28 protein-coding genes and 1 tRNA gene are annotated in these 26031 nt (G+C 39.4%); 15 read left to right on the forward strand and 14 right to left on the reverse strand.

Features of this window, described 5'->3' with window-relative positions; genetic code table 11:
* Positions 1-289: 289 nt before the first annotated feature.
* The gene (locus DSM106972_RS42040) at positions 290-1234 is read right to left on the reverse strand and encodes a serine hydrolase (RefSeq protein WP_127086282.1); all 945 of its coding nucleotides are present in this window, start codon (positions 1232-1234) and stop codon (positions 290-292) included.
* Between the two features lie 16 nt (positions 1235-1250).
* Here DSM106972_RS42040 and DSM106972_RS42045 point away from each other — a divergent pair, with 16 nt between their 5' ends.
* From DSM106972_RS42045 to DSM106972_RS42055, 3 genes are read left to right on the forward strand one after another with little or no spacing between them, the layout of a single operon-like run.
* The gene (locus tag DSM106972_RS42045; RefSeq protein ID WP_127086283.1) at positions 1251-1940 is read left to right on the forward strand and encodes a C40 family peptidase; all 690 of its coding nucleotides are present in this window, start codon (positions 1251-1253) and stop codon (positions 1938-1940) included.
* Entirely contained in the window at positions 1937-2947 is a 1011-nt protein-coding gene (locus tag DSM106972_RS42050; protein WP_127086284.1) for a glycosyltransferase family 2 protein, read from the forward strand. Before DSM106972_RS42045 ends, DSM106972_RS42050 begins: the two co-directional genes overlap by 4 nt.
* Positions 2948-2994: 47 nt before the next feature.
* The gene (locus tag DSM106972_RS42055; protein WP_127086285.1) at positions 2995-4233 is read left to right on the forward strand and encodes an MFS transporter; all 1239 of its coding nucleotides are present in this window, start codon (positions 2995-2997) and stop codon (positions 4231-4233) included.
* A 77-nt stretch (positions 4234-4310) separates the two neighbouring features.
* Here DSM106972_RS42055 and DSM106972_RS42060 read toward each other — a convergent pair.
* A tRNA-Arg gene (locus DSM106972_RS42060) sits at positions 4311-4384 on the reverse strand.
* A 51-nt stretch (positions 4385-4435) separates the two neighbouring features.
* On the opposite strand from DSM106972_RS42060, the gene moaC reads away from it, so the two are divergent.
* The gene (moaC, locus tag DSM106972_RS42065; protein WP_127086286.1) at positions 4436-4924 is read left to right on the forward strand and encodes a cyclic pyranopterin monophosphate synthase MoaC; all 489 of its coding nucleotides are present in this window, start codon (positions 4436-4438) and stop codon (positions 4922-4924) included.
* A gap of 267 nt (positions 4925-5191) precedes the next feature.
* On the opposite strand, the gene DSM106972_RS42070 is transcribed toward moaC, so the two are convergent.
* The gene (locus DSM106972_RS42070) at positions 5192-5386 is read right to left on the reverse strand and encodes a DUF2795 domain-containing protein (RefSeq protein WP_127086287.1); all 195 of its coding nucleotides are present in this window, start codon (positions 5384-5386) and stop codon (positions 5192-5194) included.
* 220 nt (positions 5387-5606) lie between these two features.
* On the opposite strand from DSM106972_RS42070, the gene DSM106972_RS42075 reads away from it, so the two are divergent.
* The 3 genes from DSM106972_RS42075 to DSM106972_RS42085 all read left to right on the forward strand — a co-directional run bounded on the left by DSM106972_RS42075 (position 5607) and on the right by DSM106972_RS42085 (position 6606).
* The gene (locus DSM106972_RS42075) at positions 5607-5864 is read left to right on the forward strand and encodes a hypothetical protein (RefSeq protein ID WP_127086288.1); all 258 of its coding nucleotides are present in this window, start codon (positions 5607-5609) and stop codon (positions 5862-5864) included.
* A gap of 124 nt (positions 5865-5988) precedes the next feature.
* On the forward strand, positions 5989-6297 hold the full coding sequence (locus DSM106972_RS42080; RefSeq protein WP_019491107.1) for a DUF3181 family protein: 309 nt from the start codon (positions 5989-5991) through the stop codon (positions 6295-6297).
* A gap of 90 nt (positions 6298-6387) precedes the next feature.
* Entirely contained in the window at positions 6388-6606 is a 219-nt protein-coding gene (locus DSM106972_RS42085; protein ID WP_127086289.1) for a hypothetical protein, read from the forward strand.
* 145 nt (positions 6607-6751) lie between these two features.
* On the opposite strand, the gene DSM106972_RS42090 is transcribed toward DSM106972_RS42085, so the two are convergent.
* Complete coding sequence (locus DSM106972_RS42090; RefSeq protein WP_127086290.1) at positions 6752-7429, reverse strand: hypothetical protein; 678 nt, start codon at positions 7427-7429, stop codon at positions 6752-6754.
* Complete coding sequence (locus tag DSM106972_RS42095; RefSeq protein WP_127086291.1) at positions 7410-7859, reverse strand: RepB family protein; 450 nt, start codon at positions 7857-7859, stop codon at positions 7410-7412. The genes DSM106972_RS42090 and DSM106972_RS42095 overlap by 20 nt, the downstream gene beginning before the upstream one ends.
* Before the next feature lie 416 nt (positions 7860-8275).
* Between DSM106972_RS42095 and DSM106972_RS42100 the strand changes: the two genes are divergently transcribed.
* Positions 8276-8590, forward strand: a complete 315-nt coding sequence (locus tag DSM106972_RS42100; protein ID WP_073622813.1) for a hypothetical protein — start codon at positions 8276-8278, stop codon at positions 8588-8590.
* Between the two features lie 523 nt (positions 8591-9113).
* Here DSM106972_RS42100 and DSM106972_RS52870 read toward each other — a convergent pair.
* From DSM106972_RS52870 to rsmI, 6 genes are all read right to left on the reverse strand, one after another.
* Positions 9114-9257: a hypothetical protein gene (locus DSM106972_RS52870; RefSeq protein WP_186538418.1), complete on the reverse strand. Its 144-nt coding sequence runs from the start codon at positions 9255-9257 to the stop codon at positions 9114-9116.
* A 657-nt stretch (positions 9258-9914) separates the two neighbouring features.
* Positions 9915-10550 carry a Uma2 family endonuclease gene (locus DSM106972_RS42105; RefSeq protein ID WP_127086292.1) on the reverse strand — a complete coding sequence of 212 codons (636 nt, stop codon included), beginning with the start codon at positions 10548-10550 and terminating at the stop codon, positions 9915-9917.
* A 151-nt stretch (positions 10551-10701) separates the two neighbouring features.
* Positions 10702-11415: a pirin family protein gene (locus DSM106972_RS42110; protein ID WP_411675392.1), complete on the reverse strand. Its 714-nt coding sequence runs from the start codon at positions 11413-11415 to the stop codon at positions 10702-10704.
* Positions 11416-11739: 324 nt separating this feature from the next.
* On the reverse strand, positions 11740-12303 hold the full coding sequence (gene dps, locus DSM106972_RS42115) for a DNA starvation/stationary phase protection protein Dps (RefSeq protein WP_019491114.1): 564 nt from the start codon (positions 12301-12303) through the stop codon (positions 11740-11742).
* Between the two features lie 321 nt (positions 12304-12624).
* Positions 12625-12873 carry a hypothetical protein gene (locus DSM106972_RS42120; RefSeq protein ID WP_127086294.1) on the reverse strand — a complete coding sequence of 83 codons (249 nt, stop codon included), beginning with the start codon at positions 12871-12873 and terminating at the stop codon, positions 12625-12627.
* Between the two features lie 296 nt (positions 12874-13169).
* Positions 13170-14003 (reverse strand): 16S rRNA (cytidine(1402)-2'-O)-methyltransferase, encoded by an 834-nt coding sequence (gene rsmI, locus DSM106972_RS42125; RefSeq protein ID WP_127086295.1) that lies wholly within the window; start codon positions 14001-14003, stop codon positions 13170-13172.
* A gap of 23 nt (positions 14004-14026) precedes the next feature.
* On the opposite strand from rsmI, the gene DSM106972_RS42130 reads away from it, so the two are divergent.
* Complete coding sequence (locus tag DSM106972_RS42130; protein WP_127086296.1) at positions 14027-14899, forward strand: sugar kinase; 873 nt, start codon at positions 14027-14029, stop codon at positions 14897-14899.
* A 14-nt stretch (positions 14900-14913) separates the two neighbouring features.
* Positions 14914-15777: a 3'(2'),5'-bisphosphate nucleotidase CysQ family protein gene (locus DSM106972_RS42135; protein ID WP_127086297.1), complete on the forward strand. Its 864-nt coding sequence runs from the start codon at positions 14914-14916 to the stop codon at positions 15775-15777.
* An 83-nt stretch (positions 15778-15860) separates the two neighbouring features.
* Here the strand turns inward: DSM106972_RS42135 and DSM106972_RS42140 are convergent, their stop codons facing one another.
* Together DSM106972_RS42140 and DSM106972_RS42145 are read right to left on the reverse strand one after the other, a co-directional pair.
* On the reverse strand, positions 15861-16802 hold the full coding sequence (locus DSM106972_RS42140) for a DUF4392 domain-containing protein (protein ID WP_127086298.1): 942 nt from the start codon (positions 16800-16802) through the stop codon (positions 15861-15863).
* Positions 16803-16882: 80 nt separating this feature from the next.
* Positions 16883-17650 carry a putative hydro-lyase gene (locus DSM106972_RS42145; RefSeq protein ID WP_127086299.1) on the reverse strand — a complete coding sequence of 256 codons (768 nt, stop codon included), beginning with the start codon at positions 17648-17650 and terminating at the stop codon, positions 16883-16885.
* Between the two features lie 129 nt (positions 17651-17779).
* Between DSM106972_RS42145 and DSM106972_RS42150 the strand changes: the two genes are divergently transcribed.
* From DSM106972_RS42150 to DSM106972_RS42170, 5 genes are all read left to right on the forward strand, one after another.
* Complete coding sequence (locus DSM106972_RS42150; protein WP_127086300.1) at positions 17780-18649, forward strand: substrate-binding domain-containing protein; 870 nt, start codon at positions 17780-17782, stop codon at positions 18647-18649.
* A 75-nt stretch (positions 18650-18724) separates the two neighbouring features.
* Positions 18725-20653, forward strand: coding sequence for a sensor histidine kinase (locus DSM106972_RS42155; protein ID WP_233787116.1), 1929 nt, complete (start codon positions 18725-18727; stop codon positions 20651-20653).
* A gap of 216 nt (positions 20654-20869) precedes the next feature.
* On the forward strand, positions 20870-23557 hold the full coding sequence (locus DSM106972_RS42160) for a DEAD/DEAH box helicase (RefSeq protein ID WP_127086301.1): 2688 nt from the start codon (positions 20870-20872) through the stop codon (positions 23555-23557).
* A 12-nt stretch (positions 23558-23569) separates the two neighbouring features.
* The gene (locus DSM106972_RS42165; protein ID WP_127086302.1) at positions 23570-24838 is read left to right on the forward strand and encodes a protein kinase domain-containing protein; all 1269 of its coding nucleotides are present in this window, start codon (positions 23570-23572) and stop codon (positions 24836-24838) included.
* Position 24839: 1 nt separating this feature from the next.
* The gene (locus DSM106972_RS42170) at positions 24840-25076 is read left to right on the forward strand and encodes a Ycf66 family protein (RefSeq protein WP_127086303.1); all 237 of its coding nucleotides are present in this window, start codon (positions 24840-24842) and stop codon (positions 25074-25076) included.
* A 7-nt stretch (positions 25077-25083) separates the two neighbouring features.
* Here DSM106972_RS42170 and DSM106972_RS42175 read toward each other — a convergent pair whose 3' ends face one another.
* Positions 25084-25650 (reverse strand): hypothetical protein, encoded by a 567-nt coding sequence (locus DSM106972_RS42175; protein WP_127086304.1) that lies wholly within the window; start codon positions 25648-25650, stop codon positions 25084-25086.
* Positions 25651-26031 lie beyond the last annotated feature (381 nt).

Here is a 26031-nt window from a genome sequence, read left to right on the forward strand (position 1 = left end):
GAAAATTTCTAGAGAAAATCTTTGTTACAGATGAAACAAGGTTATTATCATGGCGCTATTACCTAGAAAATTTCTAGAGAAAATCTTTGTTACAGATGAAACAATGTTATTTATCGTGGCGCCCATTACTTAGTGCTGAATGTTATAAATTCAGGGGGTAGGCACCGATTTTAAATTTCTCTTCTCTGTGCCCTAATAGTCTTTGTGGTAAAAATTATATATTTTTCACCTAACTGATAGCACAGGCAGGATGCCTGTGCCACAACTGTGTTACAAGTGTGCTACTTTTTTAACTGCCTAGACTGCGAATGGCTTCGACAACTTGCTGTGAAATAAAGGGTAAAATCTCACGACTTTTAGCTTGGGGTTTTCCTTCGGTAAATACAATCAATAAATAAGGGCGTAAATCTGGAATTTCTATATAAGCTGCATCATGACGTACCTGACTCGTCCATCCTGCTTTCGACCAAATTTGTGCATTTTCAGGAAGTCCGGCGCCTAAAAAACCAGTTATTTGGTCTTCTTCGACTTCTTGGGGTAATAATTCTGGCTTAATATCGCGCTTCATTAACTTCATCATCGCAGTTCCGCGCGTGCTTGAAACAGCTACCCCACCAACAATACTGTGTAATAACCTAGCTGTTGCGTTAGTTGTCAACATGTTGCGATTTTCGAGCATTTGTCCATAAAACGCGCGTTCACGTCCATATGGCCCATCGCACCAAGTTTTTTGACAAACATTTATATCGCCTAATTCATCCCAACCCAAAGACTGATAATATCTATTGACTATTAAACGCTGATATTTCCATGTGTCAAATGGACCGGGTGGAAGTTCTGGACCAGAAGTTGTACCGCTAAGTATATCCATTACTAAGCTGGTTGCATCGTTGCTAGAATCAACTATCATGTCGCGCATTGCCCGTTCTAACTCTTTTGACTCTCCTGTCATTCCTTTTTCTAACCATTCGTGTGCAGCTACTAGATAAAATAACTTCACGACACTGGCAGGATACACACGTTCGGCGCCTCTATAAGTAAATCCACGCACAGGATGATTCCAAAAAGCATCTGGTGTTAGTGCCCCACCAGTATTTACAAGTACGGGTGGGTCGTAGACAATCCAAGTCAGTGCAATTTGTTCACGGGCAAGTGTTGAAAATTGAGAAAAAGTAGTCTCTAACACACTTTGCCCAAGTTGTTCTAATTGTTCGTCTGTACTGAAAAAGTTCATTTTTTTTGTTTTCAATATGGAATCTAAAACCCAAAATCAGTTGTATACGAATGAGTACAAATGTCTAGCTGACTTAAATGTATATGATTCCCCTGAATGCTCTCGACTTGCAACGCAAGCAGCAGCAGGACGACATCTCAAATTTACATCAAATCAGGATACAGCTATTAAAGTACTTTTGTGTGAAGATAACTACCCAGGTTGGTTAGCAGTTTCAGATTTAAATTTACTACAACCAGCCAATATACCTTACCAACCTCAAACATTTGCAGAAGAAGACATTAAAAAATTGTTGCCACAGGTAATTGACTTTACCCACCATGCTATGGAGCAACCTAATTACTACTTATGGGGTGGTACAGTGGCGCCAAATTATGATTGTTCAGGTTTGATGCAAGCTGCTTTTGCATCAGTAGGGGTTCGTCTTCCTCGCGACGCTTATCAACAGGAAGCTTTTTTATTACCTATTAATGTTTCACAATTAGAACCAGGAGATTTAGTATTCTTTGGAACTCCCCAAAAAGCAACACATGTGGGACTCTATTTAGGTGATGGTCGCTATATCCATAGTTCTGGAAAAGAGCAAGGACGTAATGGCATTGATATTGATATCCTCTCGGAACAAGGGGATGCTGTTAGCCAGTCATATTATAAACAGCTGCGCGGCGCCGGTAGGGTTATCCAGAGTTTTGAGGGATTGGTATGAGGAGTGGGTTAATTTCGGAATTAATGATTGGGCAAAATGGGGTTTCGCCAATTGTTCCTGATGTGTCAATAGTGGCACCAGTATACAATGAAGTCGAAAGCATCCCCCATTTACTCGATGCGATTGCGTCTGTTTTTATACACAGTGAATTAAGTTACGAAATTATTTTGGTAGACGATGGTTCTATTGATGGGTCAGCGCAGTTACTTAAGCAACAAGCACAAGCTCGCAATGACTTAAGAGCAGTAATTTTACGTCGTAACTACGGGCAAACTGCGGCGATGGCTGCTGGTTTTAATCATGCACTAGGTAAATCAATTGTAACATTAGATGCCGATTTGCAAAATGACCCAGCGGATATACCGTTACTGTTAGCAAAGCTCGACGAAGGCTATGATATGGTTAGTGGTTGGCGCCAAAAACGTCAAGATAAAGCTTTAACAAGGTTGCTGCCTTCCAAAATTGCCAACTGGATAATTCGTCGCATCACTGGAGTACGAATTCATGATTATGGCTGTTCGCTCAAAGCATACCGTACAGAACTTGTAGCGGATATGAATTTATACGGCGAATTGCATCGTTTTTTACCAGCTTTAGCGTATATCGAAGGTGCCCGGATTGCGGAAATGCCCGTTAGACATCATGCTCGGCGTTTTGGTAGTAGTAAGTATGGACTATCAAGAACTTTCAGAGTCATGATGGATTTACTTACTATAGCCTTTATGAAAAAGTTTCTTACCCGTCCCATGCACGTGTTTGGACTATTAGGACTTAGTTCAATAGTATCGGGTGGCGCCATTAGTATCTATTTAACTTTCGTCAAATTAGTATTTAACGAGGATATTGGAAATCGCCCATTATTAATTTTAGCCGTACTACTTCTAGTTACAGGTGTACAGTTATTTTCCTTTGGTTTACTCGCAGAACTACTAATGCGTACCTACCACGAGTCACAAGGACGACCAATATACCGTGTGAGGGAAGTTGTAACAAAAGATGTAAAGTAATGTAACAATAAAGAGATTAATTATTAATTCCTCCAAACGCATCTACCGTGGACGCTTTACACACATCTGATTCAAAATTGCGCCGTAACCTGCTGGTATTATTCGCAGCAGGTTTATTATTCTGGTCGAGTATGGCTTCGCTGTTGCCAACACTGCCTTTGTATATACAGCATATTGGAGCAACTAAGCAGCAAATTGGAGTGACGATGGGCAGTTTTGCTATCGGTTTGTTGCTGTTTCGTCCCTATTTGGGAAAATTGGCTGACGAACGGGGACGTAAAATAGTACTAATTATTGGTGTGTTAGCTGCTGCTTTGGCGCCACTTGGTTATACAATTGCAACATCAGTACCTGTGTTAATGGCATTACGTGCGTTTCACGGTATTAGCATTGCTGCATTTGCAACTGCCTTCAGTGCCTTGGTTACGGATATTGCACCTAGTAAGGTTCGGGGTGAAATTCTAGGTTATATGAGTTTGGTAAACCCCATTGGTATGGCAATCGGTCCAGCAATAGGTGGTTATTTACAAGAATCTGCTGGATATGTACCTTTATTTTTACTTGCAACTGCATTAGCTACACTGTCATTGCTTTGTACATCACAAGTTGTAACTCCACCTTTAGCGAAAGCTATCTCAGGTGAAACAAATAATGGTAAAAGTAAATTTTGGCAAATTGTTTTAAGTCCTAGAGTTAGAGTTCCAACTATCGTGATGCTGCTTGTTGGACTAGCATTTGGAACCATCAGTACATTTGTGCCTTTATTTCTCAAATCGACTCAAGTGGATTTGAATGCGGGATTATTTTACACCGCAGCAGCAATTACAAGTTTTAGTATTAGATTATTTACAGGCAAAACTAGCGACCGCATCGGACGAGGTTTATTTATAACTATAGGTATTGCCTGCTATGGCATAGCAATGTTTTTACTGTGGCAAGCAAACACCGCAGTTGACTTTTTGTTAGCAGCTTTAATTCAAGGCGCCGGGGGTGGTACATTAATTCCAATGATAGTAGCGATGATGGCAGACCGTTCACTACCCCAGGAACGCGGAAGAATTTTTGCGTTGTGTATTTCGGGGTTTGATGTTGGTATTGCGATAGCAGGCCCAGTATTAGGTTCTGTTGCGGAACAAGTTGGTTATCGGAACATGTTTGGTTTTGTTGGTGTACTGACTGTGATAGCCATTATGATTTTCTTTACTCAGTCAAGTAAAGACCTCTATTCTTCAATGCGGTTTGCTTTGGGTAGAGGTCGCGATGCGTATACAATTAACGAGTGCTGAGTAAAAAGTGCTGAGTGCTGAGTAAAAATTTCTTCGTACTCAGCACTCAGCACTTTCAACTTTATACTTATATAGAACGGGCGGGAAGGGATTCGAACCCCTGACACCGTGGTCCGTAGCCACGTGCTCTAGTCCACTGAGCTACACGCCCTTGCACTCACAAGAATAAATATTAGCATAGCCATTACAAAAGCACAAGCCAATGAACGAAAATTTTTCTACCAACCTCAGTCACCTAGATCAGAAAGGACAAGCACAGATGGTAGATGTTTCAGAGAAAGCGTCTACTGTGCGTACTGCTGTAGCAGTTGGACGAGTACGAATGTTAAGCGAAACGTTTGCTGCTATTGAAGCAGGTAACACACCAAAAGGTGATGTACTAGGGACTGCGCGACTTGCAGGAATAATGGCAGCGAAGCAAACCGCGAACTTAATACCACTGTGCCATCCTCTTCCAATACAGAAAGTCGAAGTTCAAATAATACCCCAACCGCAATTACCAGGTTACGAAATTCGAGCGACCGTTAAAACCAAAGCGGAAACAGGGGTAGAGATGGAAGCATTAACAGCAGTATCCGTTGCAGCACTGACTTTATACGATATGGCAAAAGCATTAGAAAAGTCGATTCAAATTGAGTCTATTCACTTAGTAAGCAAAACAGGTGGTAAATCTGGAGACTACACAGTATAAGTGTAAAATTATTTAATTGTTTCCACTAGTTAATGCCGATAAAAATAATTAATTATCCTAATACCAATTTAATGTGAAGCTGCAAATAATTAAATCCCCCCCAGCCCCCCTTAATAAGGGGGGAGTAAGAGTAATAAAGCGCATCTTCATATAAAAATGGTATAAAGGTGATAAGACAAGAAATGAAGGGTTATTATTTTATAACCCCTCTAAATTTACCAACCATTATTTTAATTACACATCTCAAAAATTGTGGCTTTATTCAATTTATTTCATGCCACTCACAGCTTGGCTAACCGCAGTAGGACTAGTATATTCATTATCGGGTAACTGTTCTAAAACTGAGATTGCATTGTCGTCGGCGCCATTTTTTTGAGCTTGTTTGACCAACTTCTCTCTACTTGCTGGATAATCCATGCCTTTTAAATGCTTTTGTAATTGAATCGGATTTATCTTCGCCATAAAAGTGTTTCTCAATTTAAGCAACATTCATATATTTACAAGCGAATAAATTAACTACCTCTATCAAAAGATTAAGCAATCAGTAATTATGTAAATAAAAAGCTCATCCACTTGACTGATGAGACGTATTTTCGACTTTGTTAAGTTGAAGCCATAGAAACCAGCTTTGAATCGTAGAATAGGATACAATCTATACTATTGAATCGATTCTTAACTATATATGCCTCCGCGTTGGCCTCGTATACCCACTCGTCAAGACCCCGAATACCGTAAATTGGACGACCGCATGAATTTTGCGATGCATGTGGCGATTTTTGCCGCTACCAATTCAGGAATGTGGTTCTTTCATAACTTTCTTAAAACAACTTGGGAGTGGTTGCCTTTGGTGACTCTCACTTGGTTCGGTGTATTGCTAGCACATCTTATATACATTACCGTACTAGCAGATTATTCTGATACACCCCCAAAATCTACGTAATCGAACAATACTGGCGCCGCTTCTTAATTGTAACTTGAGGTAGTGGAGCCAATTTAGGTAAGGGCGCCATAATGAATAAATAGCTCGGAGTCTGAATAAAATATCTTACAGAGGTTTATTTTTTATGGCAAACACAAACACCACAGAACTCCTCGAAGCCTTAGCTGCTGAAATTGGCGAAAATATATATATTGATATCGCCAAGTGGCATCTGTACTTATCGAATGCAAAACTGCATACAGTAGTAGCTGAGAAAATGTATCCGCTACTAACGTCAAAGTCTGTAAGCGAAGACCGAGTTACCCAAGTTCTACAATCAATCTCCGTCAAAATTGGTGGTGGCAGACGCGAATTACCTTTAGCCGATTTACTACCACTTCAATGCCAAGTCAACTTAGTAGATATACTTGAAAAGTTTCAGTACAATATGTAAAAAATGTACTACAGGTAGATTGAATTATACTGGGATGTTTCAGATAATTACTTAGTTAAAAGCAGTAAAAAGTTAAAAAGAGACAATTCTATGTCCCAGTATAAATTCCACAATGAATATACATTAGCCGAAGTCGCAGATGAGTTGGGTAAAAAAGCTTTAAAGCTGGGTTTAATATCTAGTTTTGTAGTACGTTACTTCTCTGACTCTCGACAGTATTATATTCCCAATGAAACTGACTCAGAACCTCTTACACCTGAACAAGCGTACATGCAACTCAAGGCGATGGTCGAAAAAGCTGGACAATAGACACATGAAAATACCCGGTTATAATTGACCGGGTTTTTAATTATTCAACGTTAATAAGCAGATTTACCCAGATATACAATTTTACTTGTCGTTAATTCGACAAAATTATAATAATTTTGATAAGCAATTTATCGCCTTAGTAACCTTAAGCTACAAAGGCGCCTGATGGAATGGGCACAAGTTGAGGGGTAGACAAGCAAGTACCCTGCCTGTACCAAACCCCCTCAGCTTCAAAAGCTTCAAATTGAGTTGTTAAGACTGCCCAAGCTTGCTCATTTAACCCAGCCGAATAAGTCCAAGTAAATTGCCTATCTTGATGCAGTCGTCTTTCGAGTTCCGCCAAATCCTCTGGTAGCCAAAAGCGAGTCATAACTCTCTGGGTGGCTATCTCAGGGGAGGTTTGTAACATATCAGCCATCGGCTGATTCACAATAATTTGCTTGCGGGTATCTTGTCTAACAATGCTAATTGGTCGCTCGCACTCAGCAGCTACAATCATCCGACGTAGTAGTCCAACTGGCATTTCCAATTGGCTACAAAAAACGGCGCCTTGTGTACGTAAAATACGTTCGGCAGTTTCAGATGGTGTAGGAGCAGCACCAGAAGACATCCACGAGTAAAACTCAATAGGATGCTTACAGCGTCTCCAGCCAATCCGAACCTTACCATTAAACTTTGCCGCCGTCTCGCTCAAAGCTTCTCCATAACTTTGAGCCAGGTGAGTTGCATCTCGCTTAGTAGGAGCAACAATTGAAACCCCTTCGTAAGAGATTTTATAGTCCCAACCAGGTAAATTCAGAATCTTAAGAATACTCGCACTCACCTTCTTTTATACCTCCAGTATATTTATATAGTTTTACACCAGATAAACCGCTTTCCACGGAAACTTTATACGTTTCTTGCCAAATCATTTTTCTTTCTTCCTCTGTTAGAGCGAGAGCAGACGTGATAATGGCAAAGTCCCCTGGTGTTGGTAGCACTTCCCCTTTTGCTATTGCTTGTAGATTTTTAACGCCACAACGCTTAAGTTTGGGCATATTGACCCTTACTAAGTCCGCTACTGTTCTTGGAGCGCAAGACTCCAAGTCATGCGATACACCCTTAGATGCTACCCACTCGTACAAAATTTCCTCAAGAACATCACTTTGCGACAAACCCTCGCGAGCGCAAATACTCTTGAAAGTCCGTGCTAAAGTGCTTGGTACATAACCGCTGACTTGCTTATATTCGTCAGAACGTCTTCTGTCAGTCATGATTTCGACTGTCCTCCTAGTGTTTTATCCAACGCTTGTTTCTATTTTCTCTCATGACACCTAAAAATCAAGACATTTTGTGCCAAAATTTTTAAATGACATATTGACATAAAAAAATGACAAGAGTTAGTATAAAAGTGTAGAGTAATAAGTGGCTGAAGAAAAAGAATGGTAGGACACCCTAACTGCTAGCTCCCCACGTGGCTGCTAGCTTACAACCGAAACAAGGAATCCGAGGTTTTTGTCTATGTATCTAGTATATATGCTGCTACTTACTTACGCAATACCTGTTAACTTAAGTACCTCATTTTATTTTTTGCCATATAAATAGACGTACTTGTTATGGCGCCATTCGTCCAAGCAAGGACTGGAATCATATAGTGTGTAAACTTTACGGTATTAAATCGGCGAAAAGCATGATGCAACTAACTTTTAGCGAATTTATCCATCCGTTATCAAATTTTCCCAACGTGACAAACCATTATGGTAGTGATGAGCCAATGATGGATGTATACACGATGGCAGGTCTAATCTTATACTCTGCTTGCGCGAATAATAACCTGAACGCGAAAGCCAACACCCTCGAAGTATCAGCAGTCAATGCCGGACTAGTAGATGTGCGGTCATTGTTCGAGCAGTGTCAGGCAGGCGACAGAACAGCCATACTAGAGATGATAGGGCTGATGGCAGCAGGATTAGAAAACAGAATTCAAAAGCTTGAACCCGTCTAAAAACGGCGTTTGAGGATGGTTTAATTGCATAGGAAATTCCAGAGACATGTCAAAGTGCCTCTGTTTTTTTTTGCCTGATTCAAATTTTGTCATGCCAAGCCACAAACCATCTCTTTGTCATGCTAAGGAACGAAGGGCGCAGTTTTCCCGCAGGGTAGCATCTATTTGTGATGCCAAGTCACAAACCATCTATTTGTGATGCCAAGCCACAAACCATCTATTTGTCATGCTGAGGAACGAAGCATCTATTTGTCACGCCAAGTAACAAACTATCTATTTGTGATGCCAAGCCACAAACCATCTATTTGTCATATTGAGGTACGTAAACGTAGTTTTCCCGCAGTATACGCAAAATAAAAAGAGGCGCCTTTTCTGACAGATGTTTTAAAAGTATCTTAATATGTCATGCCTCACTAGGTGCAGTGTGTAATGTAAAGCATTTCCCGTTATGCAAAGGATATCCCAAAGGGTAGGAACACGTAGCTTAAACATCTATAAACCACAATTAGTTACACCTTTACTTTTAACAAACATCAAATCTTTTAGATGCGCGCGAAAGCGGGAAAACTACGTTTACGTACTTAGCATGATATAGCAGTCCTAAATCATTTGTAAAATCCGCACGCTGTAGAGACGCGAGGAACATCGCGTCTCTACGTGGATACATTTTTCACAACTCACATGGGATTGCTATAGAAGGTGCGCGCGAAAGCGGGAAAAATGCGCCCTTCGTACGCGACTCATGACAAAAGATGTTTCGTGCGCGACTCATGACAAGAGTTCAAATTTTACCTGTTCGAGTAGAAATTGTTTAGAAATAATACCTTTTCACGCTTTTCTAACATTAACGTGATATTCATTCGCTTATCTAAGTAAAATTTAGTAGATATATATGACACTAAAAAATCTGTCACGTTTGCTATTGACGGTATTTACTTAAAAACGTTTGTGCCAAATAAAAATCCGGCATACACTACGTTGATGATTAGTTAAAAATGAGGCATTGAAGGACAAAAAATGATTGACAAAATACTCGTAAATACTCGTAAAAAACAACATAAGTTTATACAAAATAACTGTTTGTTTACACCTTTTTAATTTTTATAAGCTTATTATCTAAACATGGTTGGTAAATTCACTTAAGTGAATCCAACTAGGTAAACAGAATCTATACTCAAACTCTTTAGTTATCAGGGACTGCATCAACTTCTCCAGTTATCAGTCTCTATATCTACCAATTATTGCTGTATTTTTTGCAGTCAAATATAGCAAGTTTAATCAAAACACTTTTTAGAACCTCCAATTTTTGTTATTCAGGGTGAATCTATTTTCTATTTAAATTTTGTCTTAGTTCTCTAATCGCTATACTGGCGTTAGATTCGCGGGCTTTTTGTAAAGTATTATGAACAATATCTAAAACATTGCTCTTTGGAAAATACTTACTAATAGCCTTAAGAATATACTCTTTACCTTCTAGCTGATAAATAAATAGCTGGTTTCTTTTAAACAGCCAAACTTCAGGTACTTCATAAGGTAAATAGTCATTAACATCCGTAAAGCTGGTGACATCTATCTCTATAGCCAAATCAGGTGATGGGTCAACACCCCAATTAATCCTGTCTTTACCTGCTACAGCTTTCCAATTCTCAATATAAAAGCAGTAGTCTGGTTCGACTCCACTGACTTCAGAAATTTCCATTATGATTGGCGTAAATGCTTCGTAATTTTGTTCTAAGTTATCTAATAAAGCAATTACAACCATTGATATAATATGAACATCACGTCCATGTTTTGGTAACGGTGACATCAACAAAATTTCTCCCGGTCGATATTTTATGCGTGGTGAAGGTCTATCTGCTAACTGTTGACATAACTTTTGATAGTCTTGCCAACTGCCTGGAAACCTCATTACTGTACCTGGGGGTAATTGAATTTTTTCTGGTGTTACAACGGCAAACATAAATTTTATTTCCTAATTGCTATGAGTCGCTATTATTCTATCTTTCTGCCAATTCCTTGCGAGGCACCTGTGACAATTGCTACTTTTCCTGTTAGCTGAAACATGATATTTGGTAGTAAACAAATGTAGGGTGGGCAGTGCCCACCCTACTTTAGCCCAAATCGAACAACAAAATTTCTCCACCTACAGTAGTACTAATTTCTAACTGTTCGGCGCCATTAATTTGTACTCCATCACCTGCGCGTAGTTCCTCACCGTTGAGGTTAACTACACCTTTTGCAATTTGTAGCCAAGCATAGCGATGTGGTTGAACGTGATAATTTACAGTATCACCAGCATTTAAAACCGATGTATATAAATCAACATCTTGGTAAATTTTAACTGCGCCATCACGTCCATCTTTGGCGCCTATCAAACGCAGTTGTCCACTACGTTCTTCAACAGAAAATGCTTTTTGCTCGTATCTGGGTTCTAAGTTTTGTTGGTTAGGTAAAATCCAGATTTGCAATAGGTGAACTGGTTCAGTTTTAGAATGATTATATTCGCTGTGCCTAATTCCAGTTCCTGCACTCATAATTTGTGCTTCTCCTGGAAGTATTACTGAACCAGTACCTAAACTGTCTTTATGTTCTAATGCTCCTTCTAAAACATAAGTAAGAATTTCCATGTCTTTGTGACCGTGAGTTGCAAACCCCGCACCAGGCGCCACGCGGTCATCATTTATAACTCGTAAACTACGGAAACCCATTCTATTTGGGTCGTAGAAATTACCAAAAGAAAAGGTATGACGACTATCAAGCCAACCTATTTGTGTAGTTCCGCGTGCGCTTCTGTCATGAATTAAATGTGTTACTGTTTTAGACATAATTCCCTCTAATAAAAGTAAGACTCTGTTATCACTTCTTTGTCTTCTTCGTGGTTAATTTAACCAAATCGCTTTTTGTATATTTATATATTAAATAACTTGACAAAAAAATAAAAGTACGCACTATAAAGTAACGTACTTACTAAAAAGATACTATTAAATAAGTTATGAGTGCTGAGTGCTGAGTGCTGAGTTGTTAATTATAGGTTATTAGTTGTGAGTTATTAGTTATAACTTTCTTAGTTTTAGCTTCTCACTCCTAACTCCTAACTCCTAATTCCTAACTATTGACTTAGTAACTCAGCACTCAGCACTTTCAACTATTTAATTAACCCCAACGGTGTCTAGATTTTTGGCAGTTGCAGGCGCCCCGTTACTGGTGGTGCTAGAAGCTTGTAGGTGCGCTTCGAGGAACCATAAACGCTTGTCAATAGTACGTGAAACTTCAGTGTACAGGTCGGCGGTGTCAGCATCGCCTAGTTCATCTGTTTTATCAATAGCTTCACGCAAGTGTTTCGCATAGGGTCCAAAACGTTCTGCCAGAGATGTTACATGCTCCATGCCTGTTAAAATTTCGGTAGGATATTCTGGTAAAATTGAATTGTCAGCAGCCATGCGGACTGTTCCCATTGCATAACCACCTAAAGCGGTTATACGTTCGGCAAACATATCAACATACTCTTCAAGTTCGCCAGCAATTTCATCGAATAATTCATGTAGCTGGTAGAAGTCACTTCCTTTTACATTCCAATGTGCTTGCTTTGTTTGACTCTTTAAATCGGATGTAGCTGCTAAAGTCTGATTAAGTATTACTACTATTTGTTTACGAGCATCTGTTGGAATATCGATGCGGGTAGGATAAAGTCTTGATGCTAAGTTGCCACTCATTAGTTTCTCTCGTTTTCGGATCGACGAGACAAGTCTACTAATTTTCTATCGCGTTTCAAAACTCCCTCGCGATAGATGGGGTTAATCCGTTAGATGATTTATAATTTTGCCGAAAGAAAAAAGGGGAAAACCTAGGGTGTTGACTTTGTAGGAAACGGGCGCCCAAAAGTTCATACAGTTTTTGTGTCTAAAATAAAAGCTCTATAATCCTTATTCTATAAGCTTTTAGAGCGCTTTGTTATGAAACAGGTATTATGCATGAGTAAAAATTGCCCAAAAACCCTTAAAGTCAACAGCCTAGGGAAAACCCCTTTTATTTCACTAAGCAGTTTTACGTGGTATATGCGGGATAGTAATATCGCTATACCCAGGATAAACAATTACAAACTTTTCGATACCTATGTCTAAGTAAGCTAGTCCTTCAGCGTCTTTAAGTATTGCTGCTCGACATTCAGGAGTTAGGCAGTGAATAGAAATGTTTTTTTGTATAAGGTCAAATTTTAAATGACAAACTCCCCACCAAGGAAATTTGTATGCTAGGTACTGAGAAACTACTTGAATGACACTCATCAACTCTTAAACTCTAAATGATTAACGAAGAATGAACATATTTTGGACAGCTTGCACCACTGATAACCTCTGTCTTCCCTAAAAATTAGCGCCAAACTCTTTTATAAAAGACTGACGCTATAGGACAAACGTCCCACAGAACTTATTTATAGGGTATACAGCCAGAATCATCTAAGCGGTTGACACTAGCCTGTATAAAATTGTTATTGTTATTAGACTGGCATCAAAATAATAATATTCCGTAACATTTAATATTTTCTTTAGAATTTGTGCTATTGAAAGTTACTATGATTGATCTAATATTCTATTTCTAAGGCTAATTGGTATATATAGCGACGAGGGAGCGAAGTTAAAAGTGCGATTTCGCGACTTGCTTGCGAGCGTGCGATTCCTTGACTAATCATTTTTTCTAGTTCTGCCTTAATTTGACTTTCAGAAAGCTGGGTTTCATTCGTCGCACCTCCCACCAGGATGGTATATTCTCCTTGTGGTTCGCGTGATTTGTAGTGACGACAAGCTTCTTCAACTGTTCCACGCCAAAATTCCTCATAATATTTAGTTAACTCCCGTGCGAGAACGATTCGGCGCCCTTGTCCCATCACTTCTGCTAAGTCTTGTAAAGTCGCACGCAAACGATGTGGCGATTCATAGAAAATAATAGTTCGAGATTCTTTAACAAGAAATTCCAAGCGTTGGCGCCTTTGATTCGTTTTCGGTGGTAAAAATCCCTCGAATACAAATTTATCTGTAGGCAAACCACCTGCACTTAAAGCTGTAATTACCGCACTGGCGCCTGGAATTGGGACTACTTTTATCTCAGAATCAATACAAGCTTTAACTAATTCATATCCAGGGTCAGAAATACCTGGCATCCCCGCATCACTCACCAATGCAATGGTACTACCATCAATTAGCTTTTGTAATAATTCGGGAATTCGAGTACTGCGATTATGCTCATGGTAACTAATTTGTGGAGTCTTTATTTGAAAATGCTGAAGTAGCTTGCCTGTATGACGTGTATCTTCCGCTGCTATTAAATCAGCATTCTGTAAAGTTTGTACCGCACGAAAAGTCATATCCTCAAGATTACCAATCGGTGTACCAACAACGTAAAGTGTTCCTGATGTCATGAATAAAGGATAAAAAATAAGGAATGGGCAATAACCAATATTACGGATTATTCGTCGGTTTAATCACCCTAGACTTAATTTACCTTGCACAATCACCACCGCAAAACAATCAAAAACTAGTAGCTTCAGATTATACCGTAGCAGCAGGTGGTCCAGCGACAAATGCGGCAGTTGCATTTAGCCATCTTGGAGGTAAAGCGGAATTAGTAGGTGTTCTTGGTTCGCATCCAATGACGCAATTAATTCGTACCGACTTAGAAAAACACAAAGTTACCATCACCGACTTAGAAGCATCATTCCAAAACCCTCCCCCAGTATCATCAATCATTGTCACCCAAACCACGGGTGAAAGAGCAGTAATATCTATAAATGCCCTCAAAACTCAGGTTAGTCCTCAAGCAATCTCAAAAAATCTTCTTGAATATCTCAAATATATAGATATAATTCTTATTGACGGACATCAAATAGAAGTCAGCTACCACATTGCCCAACTTGCCAAAGCCAGAAATATCCCTGTAGTCATCGACGGTGGAAGTTGGAAACCTGGCTTCGAGAAAATCTTACCCTTCGTTGACTTCGCCATCTGCTCCTCAAACTTTCATCCCCCTAATTGTCCCACAGAGCAAGATACTTTTGCTTACTTAGACCAAATGGGAATACCTAATATTGCTATTACACATGGTGAACAACCTATAAGCTGTATGAGCGAAAAAGAAATTTCAACTATAAATGTTCCAAGTATTCAACCAACTGATACTCTAGGAGCGGGAGATATTTTTCACGGTGCCTTTTGTTACTATATTCTTCAGCATAGTTTTGCTGAGGCTATAAGTTACAGTGCAAAAGTTGCTGCTCGTTCGTGTCAATCTTTCGGCACACGTCGTTGGCTAGAATAGGTATATTAAAATAAATGAAAAATCTACAAGAAATTTTAGAAATTGCCCGTCCTATCACTTGGAGTGCCGCCGATATTTTGCGCGACTATTATCATGGAAATAGGCGCCAAGATTTGGATATACAATATAAAGATAACAAAATTGATGACCCAGTAACAGCAGCAGATATTGCAGTAAGTAATTATCTAATCGAAAACCTACAAGCCAAACTAGGTTTAGAAGATTTTGGTTATATCAGTGAAGAAACTTATCAAGGTGAGCAAGTAAATAAAGACCTTGTATGGATAATTGACCCCTTAGACGGAACACGCGATTTTATTGACAAAACCGGAGAATATGCCATCCATATTGGTTTAGTGCAAAATCATCGCCCTGTACTAGCATTAGTTGCCGTACCAGAAACTGGTAAAATATATTACGCTACCCTTGGTAATGGTACATTTGTAGAAACACGTGATGGTAATATTCAACGTCTACAAGTCTCAACACAAAAACCAATTGAAAATTTAACAGTTTTAGTTAGTCGTTCGCATCGTAGCAAACCATTAGATTACATCTTAACCAAATTACCTTGTCAAACACATAAAAACGTTGGTAGTATCGGTTGTAAAATTGCTTCTATCGTTGAACAACAAGCCGATGTTTACATTTCGCTTTCTGGAAAGTCGGCGCCTAAAGACTGGGATATCGCGGCGCCAGAATTGATATTATCCGAAGCAGGCGGTAAATACACTCAATACGACACTTCTACATTACTATATAACACAAAAGATATTAATAAATGGGGTGGAATGCTTGCCAGTAACGGTGAATATCATGATTTACTATGCCAAGAAGCCACAAAGTATCTAGCAGAATTTGAAAATCTAAACAAATAAATCTTGTGGAGCGGGCATCCTTGCCCGCCCATTCCAATAAGACTTCCAATAAGACTTCCAATAAGACAGGCAGGATGCCTATCCTACAAGATAAATTCATGAATTTGATTTAAAACTTTAGCATGAAACTCCCAAGGTAAATTATCTACCGTCAAAGCAGCTTCACCCGTAACTCCATCTGCTGCCAAATTCTCACTAACCACTGTTTGTAAAATATTAAATTCAACCTTTGGCTTTAATTGTTCTTTAATAATACTTTTCCACTCTGGTTTTAATAAAGCACAAGCGCACAACAAAGCCGAAGCACCCCAATTAGAAACACCACAAACAAGTAAATAATCACAACTTATAACACAGGCAATTCTCTCACCATATCTAATACTATTAGAAATAACTTCTCTAGGAATCTTACCCATCCCTAATTCATTACCACCATCACCAATGCCAATAGAAATAACATCAGGTAAATTAAATAATAGATGTAACGGCGCCGTGTGAGCAGTAATGTCTTGCCCGCGCATATTGCGAATAATCCCATCATAACCAGGTCCCGGACGCTCAATCGAAATAACGTGCGTTATTGGAGTTGCCAAACATTTCCAAGTTTCCAATATTGGAGTTATCACTTCATCATGCGTACTTGGTACTACAGGCACAATATCAAATTCAACATTACATGGCACACCAGCAGCTATTGCAGCACTTTTCACAGCAGGAAAACAAGATGAATCTGTAACTATTCTTACTTTTACACAATTACGTATTAGACTAGCAGCCAACTGCACACTGCCTATTAAACCATCAGTTTCGGCGACAGGTGGATTTGTATGAGGTAAGAAAAAGCCAGTGATTATTGCGACATGTGGTGAGGAATGATTAACTATAGAATTAGCGGCGCCTAAAAGTTCTCCTTGTGTTACATTTACAAGTGCCTGTATACCTCTACCTACATCTTGCGAGCAGATAGCTTGTAATTGCGTAATTTTTTCTAGAATTTCTTGCGTGTGTGCTTCTGGAGTTGGCATTTTTAATTTTAATTTGTTCGTTGTAAGAACTTTAGTTCTTAAAGATTAAGGACTGAAGTCCTTATTACGATGAGGTTTTTTCATTCTTTCATATCGGTGATAAACATATGTCCTGGTGCATGAGTAATAGCTATTTCAGGTTTAGCTTGCAGCAGCGCAACTTGAGGAGTGACACCACATGCCCAAAATACAGGCGCCTCACCATCATAAATTGTAACTGCATCACCAAAGTCAGGTTTGTCAATATCATTTATACCAATTTTTGCTGCATCTCCCCAATGTATTGGCGCCCCATGCGATAAAGAAAAACGGCTAGTGATTTGAACACTTTTAATTGCGTCTGCTGGTGATAAAGGACGCATTGAAACAACTAAGTTACCAGAAAATATTCCCGCACGTGTGCAAGCAATATTTGTTTTATACATTGGTACATTTTTACCTTCTTGAATATGACGCACAGGAATATTGGCATTTAGCATTGCTGCTTCAAACGAAAACGAACAGCCAATCAAAAACCCAACAAAATCATCACGCCATAAATGCTTAACGTCAGTAACTTCTTCGACCATTTCACCGTGGCGCCAAACTCGGTAACGTGGTAAATCTGTTCGCAAATCTGAATTTGGCGCTACATATCGCGCTTCGGGGTCGCCAACTTCGGTAACATCTAATAATGGACAGGGTTTTGGGTTACGGTGGCAAAATAACAAAAAGTCAAATGCTACCGAGGATGGCAGAATAACTAAATTGGCTTGAGTGTATCCTGAAGCTAAACCTGGAGTAGGCGCCGTTAATTTACCAGTTCGGCAGCTTTGTCGAACTTCTTGTCCTGTAAGAGATTGACTCATTGATTAAACCTCGGCGCCTCCTAAAAGCTTACTTAGATTAAATATTTTTTATACTAATTACTACGTAAACATAAACAATGCTAAAGTTTCGGGGAATCATATAATCATAATCATATAAAAGTTACTTTGATGAAGTTCTATTTTACAAACGTTTTACTGTCTTTACTTGCTGCAAGTAGCTTAATTACTGGACTTTCAGGGTGTAACAGTAATAATAGCAATGCTTCTGCTAAGACGCAGCAAGAAGTCAAAGAAGTCAAAATTGGTGGTTCGAGCAGTACCTATCCAATTATGAAAATTTTAACTGATGCTTACTCTGCCAAAGTCACAACCACTACAGCTAATTTTGCAGCACCCAGTCAATCGGAAGCTGCTATTGCAGGAGTTAAAGAAGGGGTTTTTGACGTTGCGAGCATTAGTAAGCAGGTAAAGCCAGAAGAAAAAGATAATAATCTCGATTATTATGAAGTTGCCCAAGATGCGCTTTTAGTCGCTACGCATCCCAGTGTGAAAGGAGTAACAAATTTAACGACAGAGAATCTTAAGGCAATTTATAGTGGTAAAATGACGAATTGGAAGCAATTAGGAGGGTCTGATGCCAAAATCGTCGTTCTTGACCGTCCAGAAGATGAGTCAGCAAAGAAGTTGTTACGCAAGCATTATTTAGGTGAAAGTTTAAAAAACTCTCCAAACGCTGTGGTAATGCGTAAAGAAAACGATTTAATTACAGCAATTCAAAACACTCAGCACAGTATTGGCGCCTTTTCTTTAGGGTATGCAGTTTCTAACAAAGTACCTGTGAACAAGCTTAGTCTTGATGGCATTGAACCTACACCAGATAATATACGCAGTAAAAAGTATAAAATGGTGCGACATATTAGCCTTGTTTCGCCTAAAACACCGAAACCAGCAGCAAAAGAAATGATTAATTTTGCTTTAAGTGCGGAAGCTACGAAGATACTTAGCAAATCAGGTTTTGTATCATCTAGTCAAAAATAAATAAAAAAGGGGAATGGGTATCTTTCGCCTTTCCCTTTTCCCTCTCCCATTTCCCAATTAAAAAAAACGTGTTTCATGCGCTTTGCTATTACTAAACTTCCTATAGTCGTTAAATTATTGCTACCACTACTTTCTACATTACTGGGTGTGTGGACAATAGGAACGTTCGGCTTTATGAAAAGTTATTTACAGCAAGAACAACAAAGAGAAACCGAAGATTTTACAGTATTAGTTTCGCAGGACTTGCAGCAGAAGCAGGAGTTGTTACAACTTCAAGCACGTTGGGTTGCGGATAAAAACGGCTTATCGCAAGCTATAACTTCTGAAAATCAGACTTCTCTTGTGCAAACGCTGTTGCCTATACAAGCAGCACTGCAACTTGATTTGATTAAAGTTGTTGCTACTGACGGTACTGTTTTAGCAGATTTGCGTCAAGCTGAAATCACTCAAGCTAAATTACTCGATACCAAAATTAGTCGTGAAGCTAGTATGGGTATTGAACAATCTAATGTTGTGTTTTCTTTAGAGCAGGCGCCTGCATTGTTGGTTGGCTCAATTTCAGTTAAGTCCGATGAAAAAATCTTAGGAGGAGTAATAGTTGGTACAGCAATTACTGACAATTATCTCAAAAAAATACGCGGTAATGCAAAATTTGAAATTGTTGCCTTACGTGGTTCTCAAGTTATTGCTTCTACCTTGCCTGGTACACGTAAAGCCAAATGGCAACTACCACAACCTCAATCCTCACCAACATTAGTCAAAGTTGGCACACAAGAATATTTTGCGAAAACAACGCTTCTAAATGCAAATCAAGATGCAGAAGCGCAAATCGCGTTATTAACTTCTGTTACATCCCTCAAGGAAACTGAACAAAGACTTTGGGTGAGTATTGGTGGCTTTTGTTTACTCGCTAGTGGAATCGCTTTTTTGGTTGGGATTTGGATATCACGCTGGCTTCGGCGCCGTATTCAAGCTTTGACAATTGCCACGCAAGCGTTAGCAAGTGGAGATTTGACGACTCGTATACCTGTTGAAAGCAGCGATGAAGTTGGTATTCTTGCCCAGGGGTTTAATTATATGGCAGAACAACTGACATCTCGTGACAAAAAAATTTACCAACAGATGCAAGAAATCGAAGCGACACTGCAAAAACTCAAGCAAACTCAAGCACAACTGATTCAAAGTGAGAAAATGTCTTCTTTAGGACAAATGGTTGCTGGCATTGCCCATGAAATCAATAACCCTAATAGCTTCATTCGTGGAAACCTTACCCACGCGCGTGGGTATAACCAAGATATTTTGAACTTGCTCTCGCTCTACCGGGAAAACTATCCAAACCCTTGTGAAACAATTTTAGAAAATATCGAAACGATTGAACTCGATTTTATAGTCGAAGATTTAAGCAAAATCTTTTCTTCAATGGAAACAGGATGTGACCGCATCACTGATATTGTACTGTCACTACGTAATTTTTCACGTCTCGACGAAGCTGATTTTAAATGCGTTGATATTTATGAAGGAATCGAAAGCACGTTAATGATTATCAAAAACCGTTTGAAACAACAACCCAAACGTGATGAAATCGAAATAGTTAAGAGTTATGATAACCTTCCCTCTATAGAATGCTATCCAGGAGAGCTTAACCAAGTATTTTTGAATATCCTTAATAACGCTATAGATATATTTGATGATGGAGTTGGGAGTGAAGCAGTTATCCGTAAGCCCCAAATCCATATTTATACTCAATTTCTAAGCCCAGAGCAAATAGCAATTTGTATCAAAGATAACGGAAGAGGGATGGGTGAAGAAGTCGCATCTAAAGTTTTTGATCCATTTTTTACCACTAAACCCGTTGGTAAAGGGACTGGGCTAGGTTTGAGTACTTGTTATCAAATAATAGTTGAGCAACACTATGGTAAAATATCTTGCTACAGTCAGGTAGGAAAAGGAACTGAATTTAGAATTGAAATTCCCGTCAAGCAAGCCAAAATACAAGCGATATAACTTTTTCGCCTTTCCCCTCTTAGTTAAAAATTATTTCGCCCAGTAATGATTTAATCGCAAATAATATAATAATTAGATATAATTACAGTCTGTATCTGAAAAAATACATAAAGTCATCCGTAAAAAGGTTGAACTATTGCGGCTAGGTTGGTGTGTATGCCTCTTACGGTGATTGTTGAAATACTATATATATAAATCTGGTTGTAATTTTCATTCGTGAATTATACTGCGCCCTCCCAAGAAGTTGACCCAAAAGTCATATTTCCTTTTGAACTAGACACGTTCCAGCTTGATGCCATCGCTTCTCTCAATGCTGGAAGTTCTGTCGTTGTCTGCGCTCCTACAGGGTCTGGCAAAACCCTAATTGGAGAGTATGCTATTTATCGGGCGCTCGCACGAGGTAAACGAGTATTTTATACTACACCTCTTAAAGCGCTATCAAATCAGAAGCTGCGTGATTTTCGTGAGAAATTTGGTCACGACCAAGTAGGGCTTTTAACAGGTGATGCCTCAATAAACCGTGAGGCGCCTATTTTGGTGATGACCACAGAAATTTTCCGCAACATGCTTTACGGCACCCCTATTGGACAAGTTGGGATTTCATTGGTAGACGTAGATGCGGTAGTACTCGACGAGTGCCACTACATGAACGACCGCCAAAGGGGTACAGTATGGGAAGAGTCGATTATTTATTGTCCGAGAGAAGTTCAGTTAGTTGCTTTGTCAGCAACTGTAGCCAATAGCGACCAGCTTACCGATTGGCTAAACCAAGTTCACGGGCCTACTGACTTAATTTACTCTGATTTCCGTCCCGTTCCTCTACAATTTCATTTCGGCAATACAAAAGGTTTATTTCCCCTTCTTAACGACAGCGGAAATAAAATAAATCCTAGGTTGATGCAAAAGAAAAAGCGTAGAAGCGACGGTGACAAGGGTAGAAACGGTAGACCCGAGGCGCCAAGTATTGCTTTTACTCTCAGTCAACTTTCTTCTCGCGACATGTTGCCAGCAATATATTTTATTTTCAGCCGTCGAGGTTGTGATAAAGCTGTTGCAGAAGTTGGAGATATTTGGCTTGTTAACCCAGATGAAGCATATCAACTGCGGGTACAAATCGACGACTTTTTAAACCGTAACCCTGATGCAGGTCGTTCTGGACAAATTGCTCCACTTTACCGAGGTATCGCAGCGCACCACGCGGGTATTCTTCCTGCATGGAAGGTATTAGTTGAAGAGCTTTTCCAGCAAGGCTTAATTAAAGTTGTCTTTGCTACAGAAACCTTAGCTGCTGGTATAAATATGCCAGCACGTACAACAGTTATTTCCAGCCTTTCAAAACGTACTGATACTGGACATCGTTTATTAAATGCTTCGGAATTTCTGCAAATGGCAGGACGTGCTGGGCGCCGAGGCATGGATGAGCAAGGTCACGTGGTAACATTACAAACACCATTTGAAGGCGCCAAGGAAGCAGCATATTTAGGAACATCGGAACCCGACCCATTAGTTAGCCAGTTTTCTCCTAGCTATGGCATGGTTCTAAATTTGTTACAGACTCATACCCTTGACCAAGCCAAAGAACTTATTGAGCGAAGCTTTGGGCAATATTTAGCGAACTTGCATTTGCGACCCCAGTACGAGTATATCGACGAATTACGGCGCCAACTCGAAGAAACTCAAGCGCAAATCGATGCTGTTGGTGAAAACGAAATTGCTGTATATGAAAAATTACGGCAACGGTTGAAAGCTGAAAAGCAACTATTGAAAACCTTACAAGAACAAGCAGTTATAACCCGGCAAGAAGAAATCAGAATGATGCTTGGTTTTGCCATGTCTGGTACCTTAGTTAGTTTAAAAGGTAAAAATATAGTTGTTTCGACCCCAGTTATCGCAACAATTGTAGCTAAATCAGCAGGTGCGTCTGGAGCGTCGCCTTATTTGGTTTGTTTAGGACGCGATAATCGTTGGTATGTAGCAACAACGGCAGATGTCGTTGATTTATATGGCGAACTGCCACGTATTGATATTCCACCCGATTTAATTCCACCCCCTGAATTAGCGATTAAACCTGGACAAACCTGGCGAGGAGATGGTAGTACAGTAGTTTTAACTTCACAAATACCAGAACCAGACCCGTCTTTACATATAGCACCAGAAGTTAGAGAACAGCTTGCTCGTGTTGCAGCAGTTCAAGCGCAAATCGAAGCACATCCTCTGCATCAGTCGGGTAACGTTTCTGCTATATTTAAACGCAAAAACCGTTTAACAGAAATAGCTACCGAACTTGAAGAGTTGGAAGCAGCAGTCGAACAGCAATCGCAACGACACTGGGAAGAGTTTGTCAATTTAATTGATATTTTGCAGCATTTCCAATGTCTTGATAATTTGGTTCCAACTCAGCTTGGTCAAATCGCAGCAGCAATTCGCGGTGAAAACGAATTATGGCTAGGTTTAGCACTTCATAGTGGGGAACTCGACAACCTCGACCCTCACTTTTTAGCGGCAACTGTTTCAGCATTAGTAACAGAAACCCCTCGTCCCGATAGCTTTGTGCGTTACGACCTCTCACAAGAAATTGATGATGCTTGGTCGCGGTTACGAAATATCCGGCGTTCGCTGCTCAAAGTACAGTATCGTCATGGTGTTGCTTTACCTGTTGGTCTAGAAAACCGCTATATCAATATTATTGCTTTAGTTGAACAATGGGCACTAGGCGCCGAATGGGTTTCGTTGTGTGAAAACACAACTTTGGATGAAGGTGATGTAGTCAGAATTTTGCGCCGAACGCTTGATTTACTCTCACAAATTCCTCATGTGCCATACTTATCTCAAGCGTTATATAGTAATGCCCGTCGTGCCGTACAGTTAATAGACAGGTTCCCTGTTAACGAAGTCGTAGAGTAAGCAGTACCTTATATGTTAGGAAAGCTATTAGATGGACGTTACCAAGTCGTGCAAATCCTGAGTTCCGGAGGGTTTGGTGAAACTTATATTTCCCAAGATACTCGGCGCCCAGGTAACCCGAAGTGCGTCCTCAAGCTGCTTAAACCCGCTAGTTCGGCCACGCAGTATTTGCAAATAGCGCGGCGTTTATTTAATAGTGAAGCCGAAATTTTAGAGCAATTAGGCAATCACGACCAAATACCCCGTCTCCTAGCATACTTTGAAGAAGAACAACAGTTTTTTTTAGTACAAGAATTAATAGTTGGGCGCCCATTAAGTCATTACATACGTCCGAATGAACCTTGGAGCGAAACTCAAGTCATCCAAATGCTACGAGATATTTTGCAAGTACTTGACTTCGTACATAGTTTTGGAGTAATTCATCGAGATATTAAACCCGATAATTTAATTAAACGCGATGCCGATGCAAAGTTAGTACTAATTGACTTTGGCGCCGTAAAACAAATGCGTACTCAAGTCGCTGTTGACAGTCAAATGCCAGCTACGGTAGCAATTGGCACTCCAGGTTATATGAGTGCAGAACAAGCGCAAGGTAGACCAAGACAAAATAGTCATATTTACGCAATTGGTATAGTAGCAATTCAAGCATTAACAGGACTACTTCCTACTCAACTTACTGAAAATCCTGAAACTGGCGAAGTAATTTGGCAAGACAAAGTTCAGATATCACCTCGATTACAAGCAATATTAGAAAAGATGGTGCGTTATCACTTTACAACACGCTACCAAACAGCAAGCGAAGTTTTACGAGATATCGAACAGTTAACTGTACCAGTGGCGCCAACACAAGCAACATCACGAGCAACAGTTCAACAGGTATCATTCGCAACCTCTAAAAGTACGAAGATGGAGGACATTCAACGTGTATCAAATGTACCTCCTAGCTGGTTAATTCCAACTTTAAAAACAGTTAGATATGTTCCATTTGCAGGCGCCGCAGCAGTATTCATGTTTAAAGATGCTGCTGATACCTTGATTATTTTATTGGGTGTAGCATTAATAGGCGCCGAAGTCGGTTTATTTTTATTACGTTCTGCTTACTCACGAATAGGACGGGATTATGATGCAGTATTCGCGGTAGTTTTTTGCTTATGCGGTATTTTATTTGTATTTCAAGATAAATATACAACTCAAGAAATTCAAACCGTAGAATACTTGCTTTCAGCAGCAGCTATATTTTCAGCAAGTAACTCTATATTATTAAGACTAAAATTAAAATAAAATGCTAGTTACTGTACTAATTATCACAGCTATTTTATTATCTTTAATTTCAATAGTTCGTCCCCAGTTATTCCAACAACAATATATTTTACTAATATTAGCCTTTTTAATTTCCGGTGGACTATTATGGTCAAAAGGTGACTCTATCAAGGAATTACCAAATTTGTCACTGATTTTATTAACAGTAACTGCTATTTTTTACACCGTTGAATGCTTACGGTTACAAAATAAAAGTTAGAAAAAAACTATTCAAATCCTTCTAAATAGCGGGCAATATATTTTCGTCCCCGTTCAATATAGTAAGGCGAAAAAAGAGTTTCATAATCTTGCTTAACGAGTGCCAATGCACGCTGCACCCGTTCATGTCCATAAACAATAAATTGGGCTGCTGATGCTGCATAAAATTCACGCTCTGACTCCTTAACATTGTTTTTAAATCCATCGTTGTAAAGTAACCGCCCTGCTCGAATAAATGCTTTTCCTTCGTCGTTAAATTCAATTTGACCCTCACTGGGAAAATACAATTCTGTCCGTTTTATAAAACCCATAACTAGGTTTGAACATTCACGGGACTGTTCTATAGATAAGCATTCTTTATCGCCGCGACGAAATGCCCATTGAGTGCAACCGTTGGTTACTTCTAACACCCGCAATTTAGCAAGCTTATCTAGAGCTTCATCAGAAAATTTTTCAACCTCTTCAATGCGTTCTTCTATGAGCTTTTTAAATCCTTGGAAATCTTCTTCAAAAAACTCTTCTAATTCTTGGATACTTGCCAGCTTATTCCAATAAATAGTACTTTTTGTCTTCATAGTTAAAACGTATCTAAAAAATACAGAATTTCAGGCGCCGGATAACTATTACTTTTATATCGTTTCTAGATTGAATTGTGTTTAGTAGTGTGTTGCATCGCGGCTTGAAATTTGGGCAAAGCGCGAGAAAGCATATCTTCGGTGGCAGTTAGGGAAATTCGGAAGTAACCGGGTATTTCCTATAACCTCAGCCTCTGGTTGTAGTATGGTTTCGCATTGTAACATTATGGCAGTCGTTGTATACAAATGTAGAGACACGATTTAATCGCGTCTCTACGAAAATTGGTGATTAAAATGTGTGTATAAGTAAGTCGGCGCCAAAATTCCTAACTATGTAACGAAAAGTTAATAAGAGACGTTAGAGTTAAATTTTACACGCTG

Origin of the sequence: Dulcicalothrix desertica PCC 7102, from assembly GCF_003991905.1 — a bacterium.
Classification (GTDB): Bacteria; Cyanobacteriota; Cyanobacteriia; order Cyanobacteriales; family Nostocaceae; genus Dulcicalothrix; species Dulcicalothrix desertica.

Bases quoted from the DNA above. Each gene is read 5' to 3' on its own strand.
- DSM106972_RS42085 (WP_127086289.1), top strand. From the start codon at position 6,388: ATGTCCCAGTATAAATTCCACAATGAATATACATTAGCCGAAGTCGCA.
- DSM106972_RS42130 (WP_127086296.1), top strand. From the start codon at position 14,027: ATGGGCAATAACCAATATTACGGATTATTCGTCGGTTTAATCACCCTA.
- DSM106972_RS42145 (WP_127086299.1), bottom strand. From the start codon at position 17,650: ATGAGTCAATCTCTTACAGGACAAGAAGTTCGACAAAGCTGCCGAACT.
- DSM106972_RS42135 (WP_127086297.1), top strand. From the start codon at position 14,914: ATGAAAAATCTACAAGAAATTTTAGAAATTGCCCGTCCTATCACTTGG.
- DSM106972_RS52870 (WP_186538418.1), bottom strand. From the start codon at position 9,257: ATGTATCCACGTAGAGACGCGATGTTCCTCGCGTCTCTACAGCGTGCG.
- dps (WP_019491114.1), bottom strand. From the start codon at position 12,303: ATGAGTGGCAACTTAGCATCAAGACTTTATCCTACCCGCATCGATATT.
- DSM106972_RS42140 (WP_127086298.1), bottom strand. From the start codon at position 16,802: ATGCCAACTCCAGAAGCACACACGCAAGAAATTCTAGAAAAAATTACG.
- DSM106972_RS42175 (WP_127086304.1), bottom strand. From the start codon at position 25,650: ATGAAGACAAAAAGTACTATTTATTGGAATAAGCTGGCAAGTATCCAA.
- DSM106972_RS42170 (WP_127086303.1), top strand. From the start codon at position 24,840: ATGCTAGTTACTGTACTAATTATCACAGCTATTTTATTATCTTTAATT.
- DSM106972_RS42120 (WP_127086294.1), bottom strand. From the start codon at position 12,873: ATGAGTGTCATTCAAGTAGTTTCTCAGTACCTAGCATACAAATTTCCT.
- DSM106972_RS42080 (WP_019491107.1), top strand. From the start codon at position 5,989: ATGGCAAACACAAACACCACAGAACTCCTCGAAGCCTTAGCTGCTGAA.
- DSM106972_RS42155 (WP_233787116.1), top strand. From the start codon at position 18,725: ATGCGCTTTGCTATTACTAAACTTCCTATAGTCGTTAAATTATTGCTA.
- DSM106972_RS42095 (WP_127086291.1), bottom strand. From the start codon at position 7,859: ATGACTGACAGAAGACGTTCTGACGAATATAAGCAAGTCAGCGGTTAT.
- DSM106972_RS42100 (WP_073622813.1), top strand. From the start codon at position 8,276: ATGATGCAACTAACTTTTAGCGAATTTATCCATCCGTTATCAAATTTT.
- DSM106972_RS42045 (WP_127086283.1), top strand. From the start codon at position 1,251: ATGGAATCTAAAACCCAAAATCAGTTGTATACGAATGAGTACAAATGT.
- rsmI (WP_127086295.1), bottom strand. From the start codon at position 14,003: ATGACATCAGGAACACTTTACGTTGTTGGTACACCGATTGGTAATCTT.
- DSM106972_RS42105 (WP_127086292.1), bottom strand. From the start codon at position 10,550: ATGTTTGCCGTTGTAACACCAGAAAAAATTCAATTACCCCCAGGTACA.
- DSM106972_RS42110 (WP_411675392.1), bottom strand. From the start codon at position 11,415: ATGTCTAAAACAGTAACACATTTAATTCATGACAGAAGCGCACGCGGA.
- DSM106972_RS42070 (WP_127086287.1), bottom strand. From the start codon at position 5,386: ATGGCGAAGATAAATCCGATTCAATTACAAAAGCATTTAAAAGGCATG.
- DSM106972_RS42050 (WP_127086284.1), top strand. From the start codon at position 1,937: ATGAGGAGTGGGTTAATTTCGGAATTAATGATTGGGCAAAATGGGGTT.
- DSM106972_RS42075 (WP_127086288.1), top strand. From the start codon at position 5,607: ATGCCTCCGCGTTGGCCTCGTATACCCACTCGTCAAGACCCCGAATAC.
- DSM106972_RS42165 (WP_127086302.1), top strand. From the start codon at position 23,570: ATGTTAGGAAAGCTATTAGATGGACGTTACCAAGTCGTGCAAATCCTG.
- DSM106972_RS42150 (WP_127086300.1), top strand. From the start codon at position 17,780: ATGAAGTTCTATTTTACAAACGTTTTACTGTCTTTACTTGCTGCAAGT.
- moaC (WP_127086286.1), top strand. From the start codon at position 4,436: ATGAACGAAAATTTTTCTACCAACCTCAGTCACCTAGATCAGAAAGGA.
- DSM106972_RS42040 (WP_127086282.1), bottom strand. From the start codon at position 1,234: ATGAACTTTTTCAGTACAGACGAACAATTAGAACAACTTGGGCAAAGT.